Source organism: Paraburkholderia xenovorans LB400 (genome assembly GCF_000013645.1).
Classification (GTDB): Bacteria; Pseudomonadota; Gammaproteobacteria; order Burkholderiales; family Burkholderiaceae; genus Paraburkholderia; species Paraburkholderia xenovorans.
Window position 1 is genome coordinate 919,908 of the sequence record NC_007951.1, and the last position, 15,055, is coordinate 934,962.

Sequence of the window (15,055 nt, forward strand, 5' to 3'; positions counted from 1 at the left end):
GCTTCCCGTCACACCTCCGGTGCAGCCGCCGCGGGAAAAATAGCGGATAATTGCGGCTTTCATCCTAAGCCCAGATTTTATCCGAGGACAAGCGCGATGGACTTTAGCATAAAAGCCTGTGATTGGACCAAAGGCTCGTCAAACGGTTTCCTGACTGGAAAATCCGATTGCATCGTAATCGGTGTGTTCGAGTCGCAAACCCTCTCGGGCGCGGCTCTCGAGATCGACGCGGCCACCAAGGGCCTGTTGACCCGCATCATCAAGGCCGGCGACATGGACGGCAAGGCCGGCACCACGCTGTTCCTGCACGAAGTGTCGGGTATCGGCGCTTCCCGCGTGCTGCTGGTCGGCCTCGGCAAGCAGGACGCTTTCAACCAGAAAGCCTACGGCGACGCCGCACGGGCCGCCTGGCGCGCACTGCTGTCCACCAAGATCGTCCAGGTCACCTTCACGCTGGCGCAACTGCCGATCCTCGAGCGTTCGGCGGATTGGGCGGTGCGCGCCGCGATCCTCGCGCTGCGCGAGCTGACCTACAAGTTCACGCAGATGAAGAGCAAGCCGGACACGTCGGCGCGTGCGTTGAAGCGCATCGTCTTCAGCGTCAACACGGGCGACGAGAAGGCCGCCAAGCTGGCCGCGAAGCAGGGCGCGGCGCTCGCCAACGGCATGGACCTCACGCGCGACCTCGGCAACCTGCCGAGCAACGTCTGCACGCCAACCTACCTCGCCAACACGGCGAAGAAGCTCGCCAAAGACTGGAAGCTGAAGGTCGAAGTGCTGGGCGAAAAGCAGTGTGAAGCGCTCAAGATGGGCTCGTTCCTGTCGGTCACGGCCGGTTCGGTCGAACCGGCGCAGTTCATCGTGCTGCAATACCAGGGCGGCGCCGCGAAGGCCGCGCCGGTGGTGCTGGTCGGCAAGGGCGTGACGTTCGACACGGGCGGCATCTCGCTCAAGCCGGGCGAAGGCATGGACGAGATGAAATACGACATGTGCGGCGCCGGTTCGGTGCTGGGCACGTTGCGCGCCGTCGCGGAAATGGGCTTGAAAATCAACGTGGTGGGCATCATTCCGGCGGTGGAGAACATGCCGTCGGCTACGGCCACCAAGCCGGGCGACATCGTCACCAGCATGAAGGGCCTGACGATCGAAGTGCTGAACACGGACGCCGAAGGCCGGCTGATCCTGTGCGACGCGCTCACCTATGCGGAGCGCTTCAAGCCGGCCGCGGTGATCGACATCGCCACGCTCACGGGTGCCTGCATCATTGCGCTCGGCCACCACAACAGCGGCCTGTTCTCCAAAGACGACGCGCTGGCGGGCGAGTTGCTCGACGCATCGCGTGAAGCGTCGGACCCGGCCTGGCGCATGCCGCTCGACGACGAGTATCAGGATCAGCTCAAGTCGAACTTCGCGGATCTGGCCAACATCGGCGGCCGTCCGGCGGGCAGCGTGACGGCGGCGTGCTTCCTGTCGCGCTTCACGGAGGCTTACCCGTGGGCGCATCTGGACATCGCGGGTACGGCGTGGAAGAGCGGTGCGGCGAAGGGGGCAACGGGCCGTCCGGTGCCGTTGCTCGCGCAGTTCCTGATCGATAGGGCCGCCGACGGTCGCGCCACGCAATGACGCAATGCAGTAAAGATGCAGGCCCGGCCGCGCAAGCAGTCGCCGGGCGGAGCCGCCGATGACGAGAATCGACTTTCACTCGAACGTCGGCGATTCGCTGCTGTATGCGTGCCGCCTGATCCGCAAAGCGTATCAGGCGGGCCAGCCGACCATCGTGCTGGCCGAGCCGGCGCGCCTGAAGGCCTTCGACGAACAGTTGTGGACCTTCTCGCCGCTCGACTTCGTGCCGCACTGCATGGCGGGCACGCCGCTCGCCGCGCAAACGCCGATCGTGCTGGCTTCCACCCTCGAGGATGTGCCGCATCATCAGGTGCTGCTCAATCTCGGCGCCACGGTGCCGGCGCAATTCGCGCGCTTCGAAAGATTGCTGGAAGTGGTCGGTAACGCACACGAGGAACTCGCTGCGGGCCGCGAGCGCTATCGCTTCTATCGCGATCGCGGCTATGCTTTGAACAACTACAAGCAAGGCAGCTAGACGCGGTTCCCCGCGTCGCGTGCCGGGTCTCAGGCATCCGGCGCGCACGCGGCCTGCTTCGGCTTCGACTCAAACACGGAGAGCGCACGTGTCCGATCCCAACGACGATTCGATCCCGGTTCTGCACGAGATTCTCGTGCAGGGTCATCCTGTGCAGGCGCGGCAAGCGTCGCATGATGCGGCTGGCTTCGATGCCCCGCGTGAGCCCGGTTTCAAGGCGGAGCCGGTACTGGCGCCACAGCCGGTGCTGACGCCGGAGCAGGTCAGATCCGTCCAGCCGGTGCATGCGGCCGAGCCGGAGCATGCGCAGGCGCCTGGGTTCGCGGCTCAACCGGTGCATGCGCAGGAGCCCGCGTTCGCGGCGCAACCGGTGCATGCACAAGAACCCGCTGCGTTCGCGCCGCAACCGCATGCGCAGGAAGAGGCCGCACACACAGCGCAGCCGTCGCATCCGGCCGATCATCATCATCCGAAGAAGCGCGCGCGGGCGCACCACGCCGCCCAACCCCGGCACGCGCATGACGACGGGTACGTGCCGTCGGCGGGCGTGTTCGATCGGGCCGAGCCGGCCACGCCGCTGGAGGCGGGTTCGACGGTGCCGCCGGATATCGCCCGTGAAGGCGCCAGCGAGGCGCCGCTGGATCTGGACGCCGATGTCATTGCCGAACGTTTGCGCGGGCGGGTGGCGGAATTCCTCGCGAGCGACGGCCGGAGCATCATCGAAGATCGTTGCCGCGAGACCTTGCAGGCGCACACGGGCTGGCTGATCAATCAGATCACGCGCGAAGTGGCGCTGACGCTGGAAAAGGAAATGACCGGCTGGGTGCGTGAAGCGGTGCTGGAAGAGATCGCGCGGCGCGCTTCGGTCAAGGGCTGACGGTGTGGCGATGAACGAAGAGGCTGACGGTGTACGTGAAGCGCGAGCACGCCGGGCGACGGACTGACAATGTGGCGTGAAGCGCGAGCACGCTGAGCGAACGGTGACGGTGCCCGCAAAGCGCGGACATGCCGAGCGGCGCTTGCTGGTCACGTCTGCTCGCCGCGTTGGCATGTCACATCGTTCACAAGCCAGACGCCCGCACCTGATCAACGTAGCCGAAAAGCTTATTTGAGCGTCAACACCCAGCTAGCCAGCGCAGCCGCCTGATCAGGCGTGAGTTGAGTGTTCGCGGGCATCGGCACCACACCCCATACGCCCGTGCTGCCGTCCAGAATCTTGCGCTTCAGATAATTGGCGGCATCTTCACGGCCGGCATATTTCGCGGCGACATCGCGCAGCGCCGGGCCCATGAAGGAGCGCGTGACCGAGTGGCAACTCATGCAGTTCTGCTGCTGGGCCAGCGCGAGGCCCGCAGCCTCGGCGTGCGCGGCCGGACTGCCGGCACTCAACGCGGCACCGAGCACGACGGCGGCTGCAAGCGCTGTGTGCGACATTGATTTCATTCTGGTCTCCGTCGGTGCGGGTGCCCGACTCGTGGTGCCAGCATTATAAAAGGAAAGGGGCGCACGGTTTCCCGTCCGCCCCTTTCGCTTTTACGTAGCCAGGCGCGTACTCGCAGGGCCGCTGACGTATCCGCTGAACGCAGCTTTAGCCCGTCACGGCGCCCTTATTGGCCGGCAGAGCCAATGCGGAGTACTTCGCCAGCACGCCGCGTGTGTAGCGCGGCTTCGGCTGCTGCCATGCGGCACGGCGTCGCTCCAGTTCGGCGTCGTCGATATTCAGTTGCAGCAGCAGCTTGTGCGCGTCGATGGTGATCGAGTCGCCTTCCTGCACGAACGCGATCGTGCCGCCCACGAAGGCTTCCGGCGCGACGTGCCCGACCACCATGCCCCACGTGCCACCCGAGAAGCGCCCGTCGGTGATGAGCCCCACGCTCTCGCCGAGTCCCTTGCCGATGATCGCCGAGGTCGGCGCGAGCATCTCCGGCATGCCGGGGCCGCCCTTCGGGCCGAGATAGCGCAGCACCACCACGTCGCCCGCGACGATCCTGTCGGCCAGAATCGCTTCCAGCGCGCTTTGCTCGTCGTCGAACACGCGCGCCGGGCCGGTGATCACGGGATTCTTCAGGCCGGTGATCTTGGCGACCGCGCCGTCCACGGCCAGGTTGCCCTTGAGGATCGCGAGATGGCCTTCCTTGTACAGCGCCTGCTCGATCGGGAAAATCACCTGCTGATCGGCGCGCGGCCTGGCCGGCACGTCCTTCAACTCTTCCGCGAGGGTTCGGCCGGTGATCGTGATGCAATCGCCGTGCAACAGACCTGCGTCGAGCAGGATCTTCATGACTTGCGGAATGCCGCCGGCCTTGTGCAGATCGGTCGCCACGAACTGGCCCGACGGCTTCAGGTTGCAGATCACCGGCACCTTCTTGCGCATGCGCTCGAAGTCCTCGATGCTCCACTCCACTTCGGCCGCATGCGCGATGGCGAGAAAGTGCAGCACGGCATTGGTCGAGCCGCCGGTGGCCATGATCACGGCCACGGCGTTTTCGATCGACTTGCGGGTCACGATGTCGCGCGGCTTGAGATCCTGCTTGACCGCTTCGACCAGCACGCGTGCCGATTCGGCGGCCGAGTCGACTTTTTCCTGATCCGGATTGGCCATTGTGGACGAATACAGCAGCGACATGCCGAGCGCTTCGAACGACGAGCTCATGGTGTTGGCGGTGTACATGCCGCCGCACGACCCGGTGGATGGGCACGCGTTCTGTTCGACCCCTTCGAAATCTTCCTGCGACATCCGGCCGGCGGTGAATTCGCCCACGGCCTCGAACGACGACACGATGGTCAGGTCGGTGCCCTTCCAGTTGCCCGGACGAATCGTCCCGCCATACACGTAGATGCTCGGCACGTTGGTGCGCAGCATGCCGATCATGCCGCCCGGCATGTTCTTGTCGCAGCCGCCGATCACGACCACGCCGTCCATCCACTGGCCTTGCACGCAGGTCTCGATGCAGTCGGAAATCACTTCGCGCGACACCAGCGAGTACTTCATGCCCTCGGTGCCCATCGACATGCCGTCCGAGATCGTCGGCGTGCCGAAGATCTGTGGGTTCGCGTCGGCGCCTTTGATCGCGGCGACCGCGGCATCGGCGAGACGCTGCAGGCCCGCGTTGCACGGCGTGATGGTCGAGTGACCGTTGGCGATGCCGATCATCGGCTTGTCGAAGTCGGCTTTTTCGTAGCCGAGCGCGTAGTACATCGAGCGATTCGGCGAACGCGCTACACCTTGCGTGATGTTCTTCGAACGACGGTTGTATGGCATGGGAGCTCCAGTCTGTTCTGTTTTGGTCCGCGCTGCGGGTCCTGCCGTGCCGGCGTGGGTGGCCTGGCCGCATCCGTTCAGTGTAGTTCCGGCGCGCCGCGCAAGGATGCGGTTTTGCAATGAGCGTGTCCAGTATATTATTCGTGCTTCATTAGGTCGCAAAACGTATTACCCATGCTGCCAGCCATCCCTGACCTGCGCCAGTTGCGCTATTTCGTCACCGTCGCCGAAGAAAAGCACTTCGGCCGCGCCGCCGTGCGCCTTTCGATGACGCAGCCGCCGCTCTCGCAAGCCATTCGGGCGCTGGAGGAGACGCTCGGCGTCGCGCTGTTCGCGCGCACCAAGCGCTCGGTCGAGCTGACGCCGGTGGGCGCCGATCTGTTGCCGGAGGTGCAGCGTCTGCTGGCGAGCGCCGAAGGGCTGCGGCCGCTCGCGCAGAGCCTCGCGCGCGGCGAGGCGGGCGTGCTGTCGCTGGCTTTTGTTTCGACGGCGGACTATGGCCTGCTGCCGCTGTTGCTGCGCGATTTCGGCGTGCGCCATCCGCGCGTGCGGCTGGAGTTGACCGAAGCCACCAGCGACGTGCAGGTGGACGAACTGGTGGCCGGGCGCATCGACGCGGGCCTCGTGATCGCGCCGCTGCCGTCGCGCCATGCCGCGCAGTTGTCGTGGTTGCCCATCGCGCGCGAACCGCTGGTGATCGCCATGTCGACGGAGATGGCGGCGCGCGTGGCGAGCGCTAGCGGCAGCCGCGGCGACCCGGGCGCGGAATGGCTCGACACGCCGATCAGCCTGCGCGATGTCGCCGACGCACCGCTCGTGATCTTCCCAAGACGTCTGGCGCCAGGCTTTTATGACATCATTATGGATTGCTACGGCGTGGCGGGCCTCGCGCCGCGGATCGGCCAGGAAGCGATCCAGATGCAGACGATCGTGAGCCTCGTGTCGGCCGGCATGGGTGTCGCACTGGTGCCGCAATCGTTGCGTAATCTGCGCCGCACCGGCGTGGTGTACCGGCCGCTGTCCGAGTCGGTGCCCGCCATCGAGACGGGGCTGGTCTGGCGCACGGCGGAGGTGAGCCCGGTGCTGGCGGGCTTCATCGAGATCGTGCGCTCGCATGCCGCGACCGTCGAGGCGCCGCTATCCGCCGCGCCGCGCGTTTAGAAGCGTTCTCGCGAACGCATCGGCGCGAGGAGCGTCCAACGCATGCACCACAGGGTGCGGGCAGCGCCGCCCACTATTACAAAACCCGGAAAACCCGCTTCTGAACCTGAACTGCCCATAACAACACGATGCTCATTCACCCCAATTTCGACCCCGTTGCCATTCATCTGGGGCCGCTCGCCGTGCGCTGGTATGGACTGATGTACCTCGTCGCGTTTATCGCGGCGATTGTCGTCGGCCGGCTGCGGCTGCGTTTGCCGTATGTCGCCGCGCAAGGCTGGACCGCCAAAGATATCGACGACATGCTGTTTTACGGCGTGCTCGGCACGATCTTGGGCGGCCGGCTCGGCTACGTGCTGTTCTACAAGGCGAGCTTTTATTTCGCGCATCCGCTCGACATCTTCAAGGTGTGGGAAGGCGGCATGTCGTTTCACGGCGGCTTTCTCGGCGTGACGCTGGCGATGGTGCTGTTCGCGTATCAGCGCAAGCGCTCGTGGCTGCAGGTCACCGACTTCGTCGCGCCGATGGTGCCCACCGGCCTCGCGGCGGGGCGTCTGGGCAATTTCATCAACGGCGAGTTGTGGGGCCGCGTGACCGATCCGAGCGCGCCGTGGGCCATGCTGTTTCCGGGCGCCGCGCCCGACGACGCCGCGTGGCTCGCCGCGCATCCGCAACTGGCCGCGCAATGGCATCTGAACGAAGTGTTCGCGCAATATCACATGCTGCCGCGCCATCCGTCGGAGTTGTATGAGATCGCGCTGGAAGGCGTCGCGTTGTTTTTCGTGCTGTTCTTCTTCTCCCGCAAACCGAAGCCGATGGGCGCGATTTCCGCCGTGTTTCTGATCGGCTACGGCCTCGCGCGCTTCACGGTCGAATTCGCGCGCGAGCCGGACGACTTCCTCGGCCTGCTGGCGATGGGACTGTCTATGGGCCAATGGTTATCGCTGCCGATGATCCTCGTCGGTATCGGCCTGCTGGTGTGGTCTTATCGACGCGCGCGCCGCGAACCGGCGCAAGCGGTCAGCGCGAGCTAAGCGCATCTGCTACGGTTTATCGTAGCGAGCGGTTAAATGAAAAAAGCCACGGCGTGCCGTGGCTTTTTCTATGGCTGCGTCGAAGCAGCGCATCTAGCGTGAGCGAACGGCGTTACTTCATCTGCACCGAACCCGACACGTTCACGCTCACGGTCGACGTGCCGCCTTCGATCGGCACCGGCGCCGAAGCCTTCGCGTCGGCGCCCATAGCGCGCGCGCTCATCATCATCATGGGACGCGGCATCACGCCGTTGTGGCCGACATTGACCTCGCGAATCGAATAGCCGCTATAGCCAAAGGCCTGCGCGGACGAGGCGGCCTGCTCGCGGAACGACCTGATCGCTTCGCCGGTGAGCTTCTGCTCGGCAGCGCGTTGTGCCTCAGGCGAGAGCGAGAATTGCACGTTGCCGACCTGCATGATCGATGCCATTTGACCCGCGAGCTTCGACACCGCGGCGAAGTCGTGCGATTCGAGCACGATCTCCGTGCGGCCGCGCCATGCGGAGATGCGCCCGTCACGGTCCGTTGACGGATAGATCGAGAACGAGCCCGTGCGAGCCGTCACGCCGCTCACACCCTTGGCCTTTTGCAGCGCCGAATCGGCGCGCTGATTCAGTGTTGACGTGAGCGCCGACGGATCGCTCGCCTCCTGCTCGTAGAACAGCGTGATATCGACCACATCTTGCGGGACTTCCGCGCTAGCCTGCGCGTTCAGCGACAGCACGCCGGCGGGCTGGTATTGCGCGACGGCTTGCGCGCGGGCGACGGCCGGCGTCAGTGCAAGCGCGGCAGGCGCGGCGCATACGAGAGCGAAAGCGAGTGCACGTGCGGTGTTTTTCGTCATTGTTGGACTCCTTGCTTGAACAGGGTTTGTGCACGATTGAAGCAGGCGCCGTGCAATGGCACGGCGCTTGCGAGTCCGTTAGGCGGTTGTAACCTGAGCTTGGTTCCCCGGTTTGACGTTGCTTTGACGTTTGCGTCCGCGTGAATACGCGGCGCGCATCAACTATCACGCAACTCAACTATCACGCGAGTTATCACGCAATCTCAGGCGAGCCGTTTGGTGATGAAGCGCCATTCGGCCTCGGTCACCGGCGTGATCGACAGGCGATTACCTTTGGCGAGCACGCGCATGTCCTTGAGTTCGTCATGCTCGCGCAGCGCGGCGAGCGGAATGAGCGGGATCTTCTTCCTGAACACCACGTCGACGAGCACCCAGCGCGGCGATTCCTGCGACGACTTCGCGTCGTAGTACGGACTCTTCCTGTCGAACTGCGTGGGGTCCGGATACGCGGTGGACGATACTTCCGCAATGCCCGCAATACCGGGCTCGGGACAGCTCGAATGATAGAACAGCACGCCGTCGCCGACCTGCATCTGGTCACGCATGAAATTGCGCGCTTTTCCAGACAAGACGGGCATGTTGTCAAAAGTCTGGAAGCTCGCGACGGTTTGGTTTGGCTTTTTCGCATTATTCCATAATGCGAAATATCGGCGCGTCGTGTTACAATGGTTGCATTATGCCTTCATTGCCTGCTGGAATCAGTCCAATAGCCAAGTATTCGTGTTGAAACGCGTCGTGAGTCCGAATTACTTGCGTTGCTCGCCCATGGGTATGAACCAGAGCATAGTGCACTACTGGCACCAGTCTAACGAGAAGATGGTTTGATTGATTCTGCGCCAAAGATAGACACCGGAACGACTCCTTGACGCTTATATCGGTCATTGCTGTCGGAACCGGAACGCGCCGAAACTCCGCCGCTGCTGTGTGAGCGTCAGAGTCATGTAGCCAGCTTCATTGCCATTGGCCTAGCGGCTCCTTGAACTGCGACCAACGTATTCAAGGTTTTCCAACGCCGGTTAAGAGAACTACCCGATTGGTTGCCATTCCCCATTGAGAAACACTGCATAGGTCAGGCGGGCGTCAGGATGTTGACGGCCTTCCTTCGGTAGCTCCATCACGCCGCATTCAAAGCCGCCGAACGAGCAGTTGGCAGCACATGCGTTGCCGATCAGGGCCTCCAGCCGATCGATAAGTGTCGCGGTGCATTGCTTCATGAACGCGACGAGGTCTATCTCGCCTTGCGGATATTCGGCGCTGACTAGTTCGATTGTCGGTGAATAGACCTGGCCGTCGAGCTTCATCGCGAAGTCTTTCCAGACGACTTTCTGGCCGGTCTTCGGATGCTCCCAAGCGTTGCGTAGCTCTCGCATAAAGGCCATCGCCAGGGTAAGTTCGTCGAACAGCGCACAGAATCCGTGGTCATCACCGTGCTTTTGGTGAATGGCAGTTTTCAGATTCGCCAGCAGCCCCTTCCCTTCAGCCGGCTTATAAATCGCCACAAGGAAATCGATCAACACCTGCCGGAGGTTGTTGGTCAGCCTTATATAAGTGTCAATGCTCGTACGCAAATCGGGCGTGTGAGGCAGCATTTGCCCTTTGTTGCCGCGGGGGATTCCGGCGGCGGCAATGCCTGAAATCTGTTCGGAAACCTTGTCGGTCAGGTCCTGCATCTCACAGAGGATCCCTGTCCCTCTAAGGATGATTTCCATCGCCGTTTCTTGCGCAACGGCATCTGTCATGAACTCGACGTTAAACAGCTTTTTTCCGGAAACGAGTATTTTCCCGACGATCGGATTTTCAAAGCCGTAGGGAAGCGCCTTTTGATGAACATCGCGCACGTGGATGTTGGTTCGTTCAGGATCGATGCGATCGGCCAACTGCGTCAGGAAAATGCTATTGTCCTTCACAGCATAAAGGCCGTCCGGCGTCCCGAACATGAGCCGGATGGGCGTCTGGTCATCCGCATCTCCGACTTCGAAGACCTTCGCGCTGTCTCTGACCTGGTCAATTTTGCGTTTCAAGGTTCAACGCCTTATCACTGTTCCGGGAATAACAGTAATATAAATTTTCACGATCGTTCCGCCAAGCCCGGTAACTGATCGATGTTGTCGCGGCCTCGCCACGGCCAGCAGCATTGCGGCTTAACCGATCCACCATTCCCTCATTCTCACGCCCCATAACATCCTTTACGGGCGTAACCCACTGTATGAGGTAACCAGCAAGCAAGGCCTTGATATGACCATACCCCTTTGATAGCCTTGCCGAATTGCTCGAACTGCATATAGATTGGCCCGACGATGTTCGACTTACCGAACTCCCAAAGTCCGTCACAGCGGACATTGTGGTCGCACGTATAGGTCTCGAACAATCGCTCGAAATGCGACGTGAGGCAGTCGATCATGCGTTGCAGGCTGCGCAGCGACTTGTCCCCTTCGGCACTGTCTTCACGTAGGGGATCGCTCGCGCTGAATTCCAGTCTTGAACGGCCGTTTTCAAGAAGACTGAATGCCCCTTCAGGTTGTCTCATGCCCATCACAAACTTGCTTGGTGCCTGTGCGTATGCCGTGCGGTGGCAGCGTTATTGCGCTCTGCGAGAAGTGCAACATTCGAAAAAATTCATGCGCGACGTTTTAGCAAGCGTCCGTTTCGCTTTAAATAGTTCAAATTGCGGCCAGCTCCTGCAGGTCGAAACCACAAAAGTGCACCAGCACATCGACCGGTGACAGTTTCTGAACGCGATCCTCCACCTTCGAAATCGACCTCCCATCTATATCGGCGCTGCCGAGATTGGCATTGACGCGTTTCCACGTCGGCGCGAGATTCGTTGGCACCAGCGCCCGTGTTCGCAGGACATCTCGCCCTAGGTTTCCATTTGGCGCCTATCAGGTTGCAGACGCGGCATCCTGACCGCCGGACCGTTTTCGACAATAGAGAGCCACCGGATTCCCGGCATTGCTCAATTGGGACAGGTTATCAATGACCGCGTCTCCGAACGCTTTACTCAAGCCAACGGCGAATGAGCCAGATTCCTACGTTAGATGTGCAGCGAAGCTGTCCCAAGACCTGCCTACGCAACGGCGCCGCTTACCGCAAACGTATCGCCCGGCCGCGTAGACCTATAAAAAATCGCCTAAGAACACGCAAACATATAGCATTTGCGCCATTTTTTGGGTCGGTTCTACTTGCGATGAGTGGCGATTCTGTACTGGGTGCCACCGGAACGCAGCGCTCATAGCAATGAATTGGACAACGAGAGGGAAAATGAAAACGCTCAATCGAAGGGAGATTCTGGGCTGCAGCGCGGCGTTAGTGACGTCCGCGGTCTGCACGATGTCAGGAAGCGCTTTTGCACAGTCGGTCTCGACGCTTGATGTGATTCGCAAAGCGAAGGTGCTCAAGATTGGGGTAGTAGCCGATGGTGAGCCAAATTTCCACAAAGACCCCGGTACGGGGAAATGGAGCGGAATTTACATCGATTTCGCCAACAGTCTCGCGTCGTCGTTGAATGCGCAGTTTCAACTCTGCGAGACCACATGGGGCCATTTCCAGCGCCACTGTGCCCCCAAAGCACGGTTGCACGCTTTGAAGCGCATCATTACCTCCTCCGAGCTGCCGAATCTAACTTCTGCCTTGTTCGGTAAGCCTCACGGGCTTGAAGGCGCGGCTGACACCTTCTCGTTTTTCAACAGTGCTGGCGTGGCGCCAATGATCCGCTCGTGCAACCGACGTGGCAGCGTAGCCATCAAAACACTCAGTGGCTTCCGATGCCGCTGATTATTCGACACCCGAGTACATCATTGTTGATGAGTTTGAGTTCAGGCGATGTCCTTTTTTGCCGGACTGCCCGAGGCAAGGAGAGAAGCATATGTTTCATCCTCATAGGGCACACGCGGTCGACAGCGTGGACAAAACCAGCACGTCGAATTCGCTGCCAAAGTTGATGGCTCTTGGGAAAACCAACGGAACTCAAGCTGCAGGACTTGCGAGGAGCACGGGAATTGCCCGGCCACCTAGCAGGCGAACGTTAGTCGCTTCTGATGTCGTATTTCTTAATTCCGGCAATCTCTGAGCGAACAACGCGTCCCAACTCACGAACTTCTTGTGGCGTCAGGCCAACTGCGTACGCGTAGAAGAGAACACTGAGAGGATGAACGCCTATGGCTCGTGCAATTTCGTCGAGCTTGTCTAGCGTAGGTGTCTGCTTTCCAAGCTCGAGTGCACTTAGGTATGTCCTGCTAGAGACGCCAAGACCGTCTTGAGAGATGCCGCGCATTTTGCGAGCTGCCCTCAATCCGCGTGCCAGGCCAAGACGAAGCGACATCAGTCATATGGGGAAATTTGAAGATGTCACTGTCGTCGGATGCACACGATTGCGCTACAATTGATAATGTGCAAAATGTAACATACACTCCTTGTCGACCATCTGTTATCCCGAACGACAAGGCTGGATCTCGCAGGCCCTGCGCTTGAGTAGGGATGCCAATGACTTCTGTCCGTTGATTTTTCTCGAAAAGATGCTGTTTACAAAATCTCCATGGAAGACGCCGTATCGGATCAGACATGACCTGTTCAGCCGTTGGCGCCTCGCCGGCATCAATCACATAGCGACGACGTTTCTGGTGCGGGCTGCGGAAGTGCAACCCGATGATCCCGACGGCTATTCGTTTATCGTCGCGGATCCATCAATTCTTGTTTCGGTTCTCGAAGGATACGGAGCCGCGAAGCCTCGTTTGTTGGCGATCGATTGGGAAACGTTAGTTCCTGTATCGAGCGTGTGGACGTACACGTATGCTGAAGATGGCCGGAATTATCTTGCCTATGCGGATGCGCACGGCCGTCTTCACGCCTGCGAACCTCAGCAACCCGATCCTCTTGAGGCGCGTAACAAGGTCCTTGTTTGGGCACATGCGGGCTCGGACGCAGCGTGACTAGCTTAATTCAAAAACTTATGGATGAGCGCAGACGGCCAAACTTCCAGACATCTCCGCACGAATATCTGCCGCCTCTGGGACGTTGGGCAGCGGGGCGTTCCTTTGCTGGACTGTCCGCGTCGTCTCCATGCGCGAATCCGCGCAGCTCTACTTTTTGACACCGACTACGCGATTCGCTAGATCGGCTAACAAGGACATGTTGAATCCCACTGAAATCGTGCAGTTCCTGATGGACTTCGCGCCGCGATCGCAGCCGCTAAGTCTGTGCTACTTCGCGGCAATTGGAATTGAGGCGCGGCAGGTGAGTGAACTCGTGCAACAGGGATGGTTGCGACGGTTGTCCGAGGACGCTTATCTGCTTCGCGGCGACCAGCCAGGCGTCGATGGAACGATTGCCTATTTGCGAGCATTTATCCCGAATCTTCATGTGGGGGGACGAACGGCGCTAGAGTGGCATCGGATGGTGCATCATCTTCGTTTCCGAGACCGGATTGATTTGTGGGGGCGCGGCTATTGCAGCATTCCTTCATGGGCGGTGGAAAGGCTTGCATGTACCTACTATTCTCACTCCTTGTTCGACAAGCGGATGGACGAAGGCTACGGGTTGAAGTCGCTTGCGTGGCGCCATCCACATGTGCTGGTTTCGGTTCCGGAACGCGCAATTCTCGAATACGTGAGTGTCTCACTGGAGCCGGTCTTGATAGAAGGCGTAAGAGACTTCATCGGCAGCCTGAGGAACATTCGGCTGAACGTTCTGCAGGAGCTGGTCGATTGCTGTCTCCGCAGGGACGTAGCGTGGGGGCTGAAGTTTCTCGCGGAGGATGAGGGCGTGGATTGGGCACAGAAGCTGCTCGCCTGAAAAGATCTTGGTGTGACGGCTACCCTTACCGTGTCTTTGCGGCAAGCACTGACACCCCGTGGCGCGCTCGTATGATCGTTCGAGCGGCGAGTCGACAAGCCATCAGCGTTTTTGATCCACCGCAGACGGTGGCGGGATCGGTTCGATTCCCGTCTTACCAGTGAGCGTCGTGGTCTCCAGCAAACTCATCCCGAGCTGCATCAAGCACGCGCGCGGGATCGCTTCCAAAGACTTCCGCTGGTGACTGGCCGTCCAGATATGCATGTGGGGAATATAGCCAGAACGTGCGTCGCCAGCCTCCCCGATCGTCGTCGTTGGGCAGTATCGCCAACAATTCGGCGACGTCCGGACGGAGTTTGCCAACAGGATCGAACTGGAACTCGGGGTAGACAAACGCGCGTCGAGGCGCACACCACATGCCCAGTAATATCCCGGCCGCGCGTGCACGGGCGGCATAATCTCTGACATCCTCGCTGGCGGGGAGTGCGGCGAATTGGCCGATGCCAGTGTCGTCCGGCCAGTTCCTTCCGAACAGTTCGTCCCGGAAATCGATTGCGGCCCTCGCCGCGATTTTGGAGTCGCGCATTTCGGGTTTCCCTCGGTAGAGTTCTGTTTTGAGGCTCGCCCCATACAAACGCTTCATGCGGACAGCGTCCTTCGGGCTTGCGCCCCAGCTTCTGCACGGACGCGGGCTGGCGAAATATACATGTGCACCTGGCGCAGTGGCCTGAGCGCGTCGATAGTCGGCCCGTCCAACCGTTAATATGCGATCTCAATGGGCCGGCTATCGATGGCCTAACAGAAAGAGCCTTTGTTGTTTGGGCCTGTCCACAATATCAGTATCACTCATATATGTTAGCGCCGAT

Annotated in this window: 16 protein-coding genes and 1 pseudogene; 8 read left to right on the forward strand and 9 right to left on the reverse strand. The window is 60.7% G+C overall.

Annotated features, from left to right (window positions below; all coding sequences use genetic code 11):
* The first annotated feature begins 96 nt into the window (after positions 1–96).
* The 3 genes from BXE_RS03960 to BXE_RS03970 all read left to right on the forward strand — a co-directional run bounded on the left by BXE_RS03960 (position 97) and on the right by BXE_RS03970 (position 2,975).
* Positions 97–1,623: a leucyl aminopeptidase gene (locus BXE_RS03960; protein ID WP_007175950.1), complete on the forward strand. Its 1,527-nt coding sequence runs from the start codon at positions 97–99 to the stop codon at positions 1,621–1,623.
* Between the two features lie 58 nt (positions 1,624–1,681).
* The gene (locus BXE_RS03965; RefSeq protein ID WP_007175949.1) at positions 1,682–2,098 is read left to right on the forward strand and encodes a DNA polymerase III subunit chi; all 417 of its coding nucleotides are present in this window, start codon (positions 1,682–1,684) and stop codon (positions 2,096–2,098) included.
* A gap of 88 nt (positions 2,099–2,186) precedes the next feature.
* Positions 2,187–2,975, forward strand: a complete 789-nt coding sequence (locus BXE_RS03970) for a DUF2486 family protein (protein ID WP_011487124.1) — start codon at positions 2,187–2,189, stop codon at positions 2,973–2,975.
* Positions 2,976–3,202: 227 nt separating this feature from the next.
* On the opposite strand, the gene BXE_RS03975 is transcribed toward BXE_RS03970, so the two are convergent.
* Together BXE_RS03975 and ilvD are read right to left on the reverse strand one after the other, a co-directional pair.
* Positions 3,203–3,541 carry a c-type cytochrome gene (locus BXE_RS03975; protein WP_011487125.1) on the reverse strand — a complete coding sequence of 113 codons (339 nt, stop codon included), beginning with the start codon at positions 3,539–3,541 and terminating at the stop codon, positions 3,203–3,205.
* Between the two features lie 145 nt (positions 3,542–3,686).
* On the reverse strand, positions 3,687–5,360 hold the full coding sequence (gene ilvD, locus BXE_RS03980) for a dihydroxy-acid dehydratase (protein WP_011487126.1): 1,674 nt from the start codon (positions 5,358–5,360) through the stop codon (positions 3,687–3,689).
* 174 nt (positions 5,361–5,534) lie between these two features.
* Here ilvD and BXE_RS03985 point away from each other — a divergent pair, with 174 nt between their 5' ends.
* Both BXE_RS03985 and lgt read left to right on the forward strand, forming a co-directional pair.
* Positions 5,535–6,521 (forward strand): LysR family transcriptional regulator, encoded by a 987-nt coding sequence (locus tag BXE_RS03985; protein ID WP_007175945.1) that lies wholly within the window; start codon positions 5,535–5,537, stop codon positions 6,519–6,521.
* A gap of 128 nt (positions 6,522–6,649) precedes the next feature.
* Positions 6,650–7,555, forward strand: a complete 906-nt coding sequence (gene lgt / locus BXE_RS03990; RefSeq protein WP_007175944.1) for a prolipoprotein diacylglyceryl transferase — start codon at positions 6,650–6,652, stop codon at positions 7,553–7,555.
* A 112-nt stretch (positions 7,556–7,667) separates the two neighbouring features.
* Here the strand turns inward: lgt and BXE_RS03995 are convergent, their stop codons facing one another.
* The 5 genes and pseudogenes from BXE_RS03995 to BXE_RS46385 form a co-directional block, all read right to left on the reverse strand.
* Positions 7,668–8,399: an SIMPL domain-containing protein gene (locus tag BXE_RS03995; protein ID WP_011487127.1), complete on the reverse strand. Its 732-nt coding sequence runs from the start codon at positions 8,397–8,399 to the stop codon at positions 7,668–7,670.
* A gap of 203 nt (positions 8,400–8,602) precedes the next feature.
* Positions 8,603–8,962: pseudogene (locus BXE_RS04000) on the reverse strand (EVE domain-containing protein); the annotation flags it as partial.
* A gap of 462 nt (positions 8,963–9,424) precedes the next feature.
* Positions 9,425–10,420 carry a hypothetical protein gene (locus BXE_RS04010; protein WP_038456839.1) on the reverse strand — a complete coding sequence of 332 codons (996 nt, stop codon included), beginning with the start codon at positions 10,418–10,420 and terminating at the stop codon, positions 9,425–9,427.
* Between the two features lie 146 nt (positions 10,421–10,566).
* A complete protein-coding gene (locus BXE_RS04015) occupies positions 10,567–10,926 on the reverse strand; it encodes a hypothetical protein (protein ID WP_148311796.1) in 360 nt (119 codons plus the stop codon).
* Between the two features lie 133 nt (positions 10,927–11,059).
* Positions 11,060–11,230, reverse strand: coding sequence for a hypothetical protein (locus BXE_RS46385; RefSeq protein ID WP_158340919.1), 171 nt, complete (start codon positions 11,228–11,230; stop codon positions 11,060–11,062).
* 430 nt (positions 11,231–11,660) lie between these two features.
* Here BXE_RS46385 and BXE_RS04020 point away from each other — a divergent pair, with 430 nt between their 5' ends.
* A complete protein-coding gene (locus BXE_RS04020; protein ID WP_038456833.1) occupies positions 11,661–12,173 on the forward strand; it encodes a hypothetical protein in 513 nt (170 codons plus the stop codon).
* Between the two features lie 250 nt (positions 12,174–12,423).
* Here the strand turns inward: BXE_RS04020 and BXE_RS43840 are convergent, their stop codons facing one another.
* Entirely contained in the window at positions 12,424–12,720 is a 297-nt protein-coding gene (locus BXE_RS43840) for a helix-turn-helix transcriptional regulator (protein WP_011487134.1), read from the reverse strand.
* Between the two features lie 91 nt (positions 12,721–12,811).
* Here BXE_RS43840 and BXE_RS04025 point away from each other — a divergent pair, with 91 nt between their 5' ends.
* The gene (locus BXE_RS04025) at positions 12,812–13,327 is read left to right on the forward strand and encodes a hypothetical protein (RefSeq protein ID WP_011487135.1); all 516 of its coding nucleotides are present in this window, start codon (positions 12,812–12,814) and stop codon (positions 13,325–13,327) included.
* Positions 13,328–13,526: 199 nt separating this feature from the next.
* Positions 13,527–14,189, forward strand: coding sequence for a type IV toxin-antitoxin system AbiEi family antitoxin domain-containing protein (locus BXE_RS04030; protein WP_233518824.1), 663 nt, complete (start codon positions 13,527–13,529; stop codon positions 14,187–14,189).
* Between the two features lie 154 nt (positions 14,190–14,343).
* Here BXE_RS04030 and BXE_RS04035 read toward each other — a convergent pair whose 3' ends face one another.
* On the reverse strand, positions 14,344–14,832 hold the full coding sequence (locus tag BXE_RS04035) for a hypothetical protein (protein WP_011487137.1): 489 nt from the start codon (positions 14,830–14,832) through the stop codon (positions 14,344–14,346).
* Positions 14,833–15,055 lie beyond the last annotated feature (223 nt).

Bases quoted from the DNA above. Each gene is read 5' to 3' on its own strand.
- BXE_RS03965 (WP_007175949.1), top strand. From the start codon at position 1,682: ATGACGAGAATCGACTTTCACTCGAACGTCGGCGATTCGCTGCTGTAT.
- lgt (WP_007175944.1), top strand. From the start codon at position 6,650: ATGCTCATTCACCCCAATTTCGACCCCGTTGCCATTCATCTGGGGCCG.
- BXE_RS04020 (WP_038456833.1), top strand. From the start codon at position 11,661: ATGAAAACGCTCAATCGAAGGGAGATTCTGGGCTGCAGCGCGGCGTTA.
- BXE_RS03975 (WP_011487125.1), bottom strand. From the start codon at position 3,541: ATGAAATCAATGTCGCACACAGCGCTTGCAGCCGCCGTCGTGCTCGGT.
- BXE_RS04030 (WP_233518824.1), top strand. From the start codon at position 13,527: ATGTTGAATCCCACTGAAATCGTGCAGTTCCTGATGGACTTCGCGCCG.
- BXE_RS43840 (WP_011487134.1), bottom strand. From the start codon at position 12,720: ATGTCGCTTCGTCTTGGCCTGGCACGCGGATTGAGGGCAGCTCGCAAA.
- BXE_RS04015 (WP_148311796.1), bottom strand. From the start codon at position 10,926: ATGAGACAACCTGAAGGGGCATTCAGTCTTCTTGAAAACGGCCGTTCA.
- BXE_RS03995 (WP_011487127.1), bottom strand. From the start codon at position 8,399: ATGACGAAAAACACCGCACGTGCACTCGCTTTCGCTCTCGTATGCGCC.
- ilvD (WP_011487126.1), bottom strand. From the start codon at position 5,360: ATGCCATACAACCGTCGTTCGAAGAACATCACGCAAGGTGTAGCGCGT.
- BXE_RS03985 (WP_007175945.1), top strand. From the start codon at position 5,535: ATGCTGCCAGCCATCCCTGACCTGCGCCAGTTGCGCTATTTCGTCACC.
- BXE_RS03960 (WP_007175950.1), top strand. From the start codon at position 97: ATGGACTTTAGCATAAAAGCCTGTGATTGGACCAAAGGCTCGTCAAAC.
- BXE_RS04035 (WP_011487137.1), bottom strand. From the start codon at position 14,832: ATGAAGCGTTTGTATGGGGCGAGCCTCAAAACAGAACTCTACCGAGGG.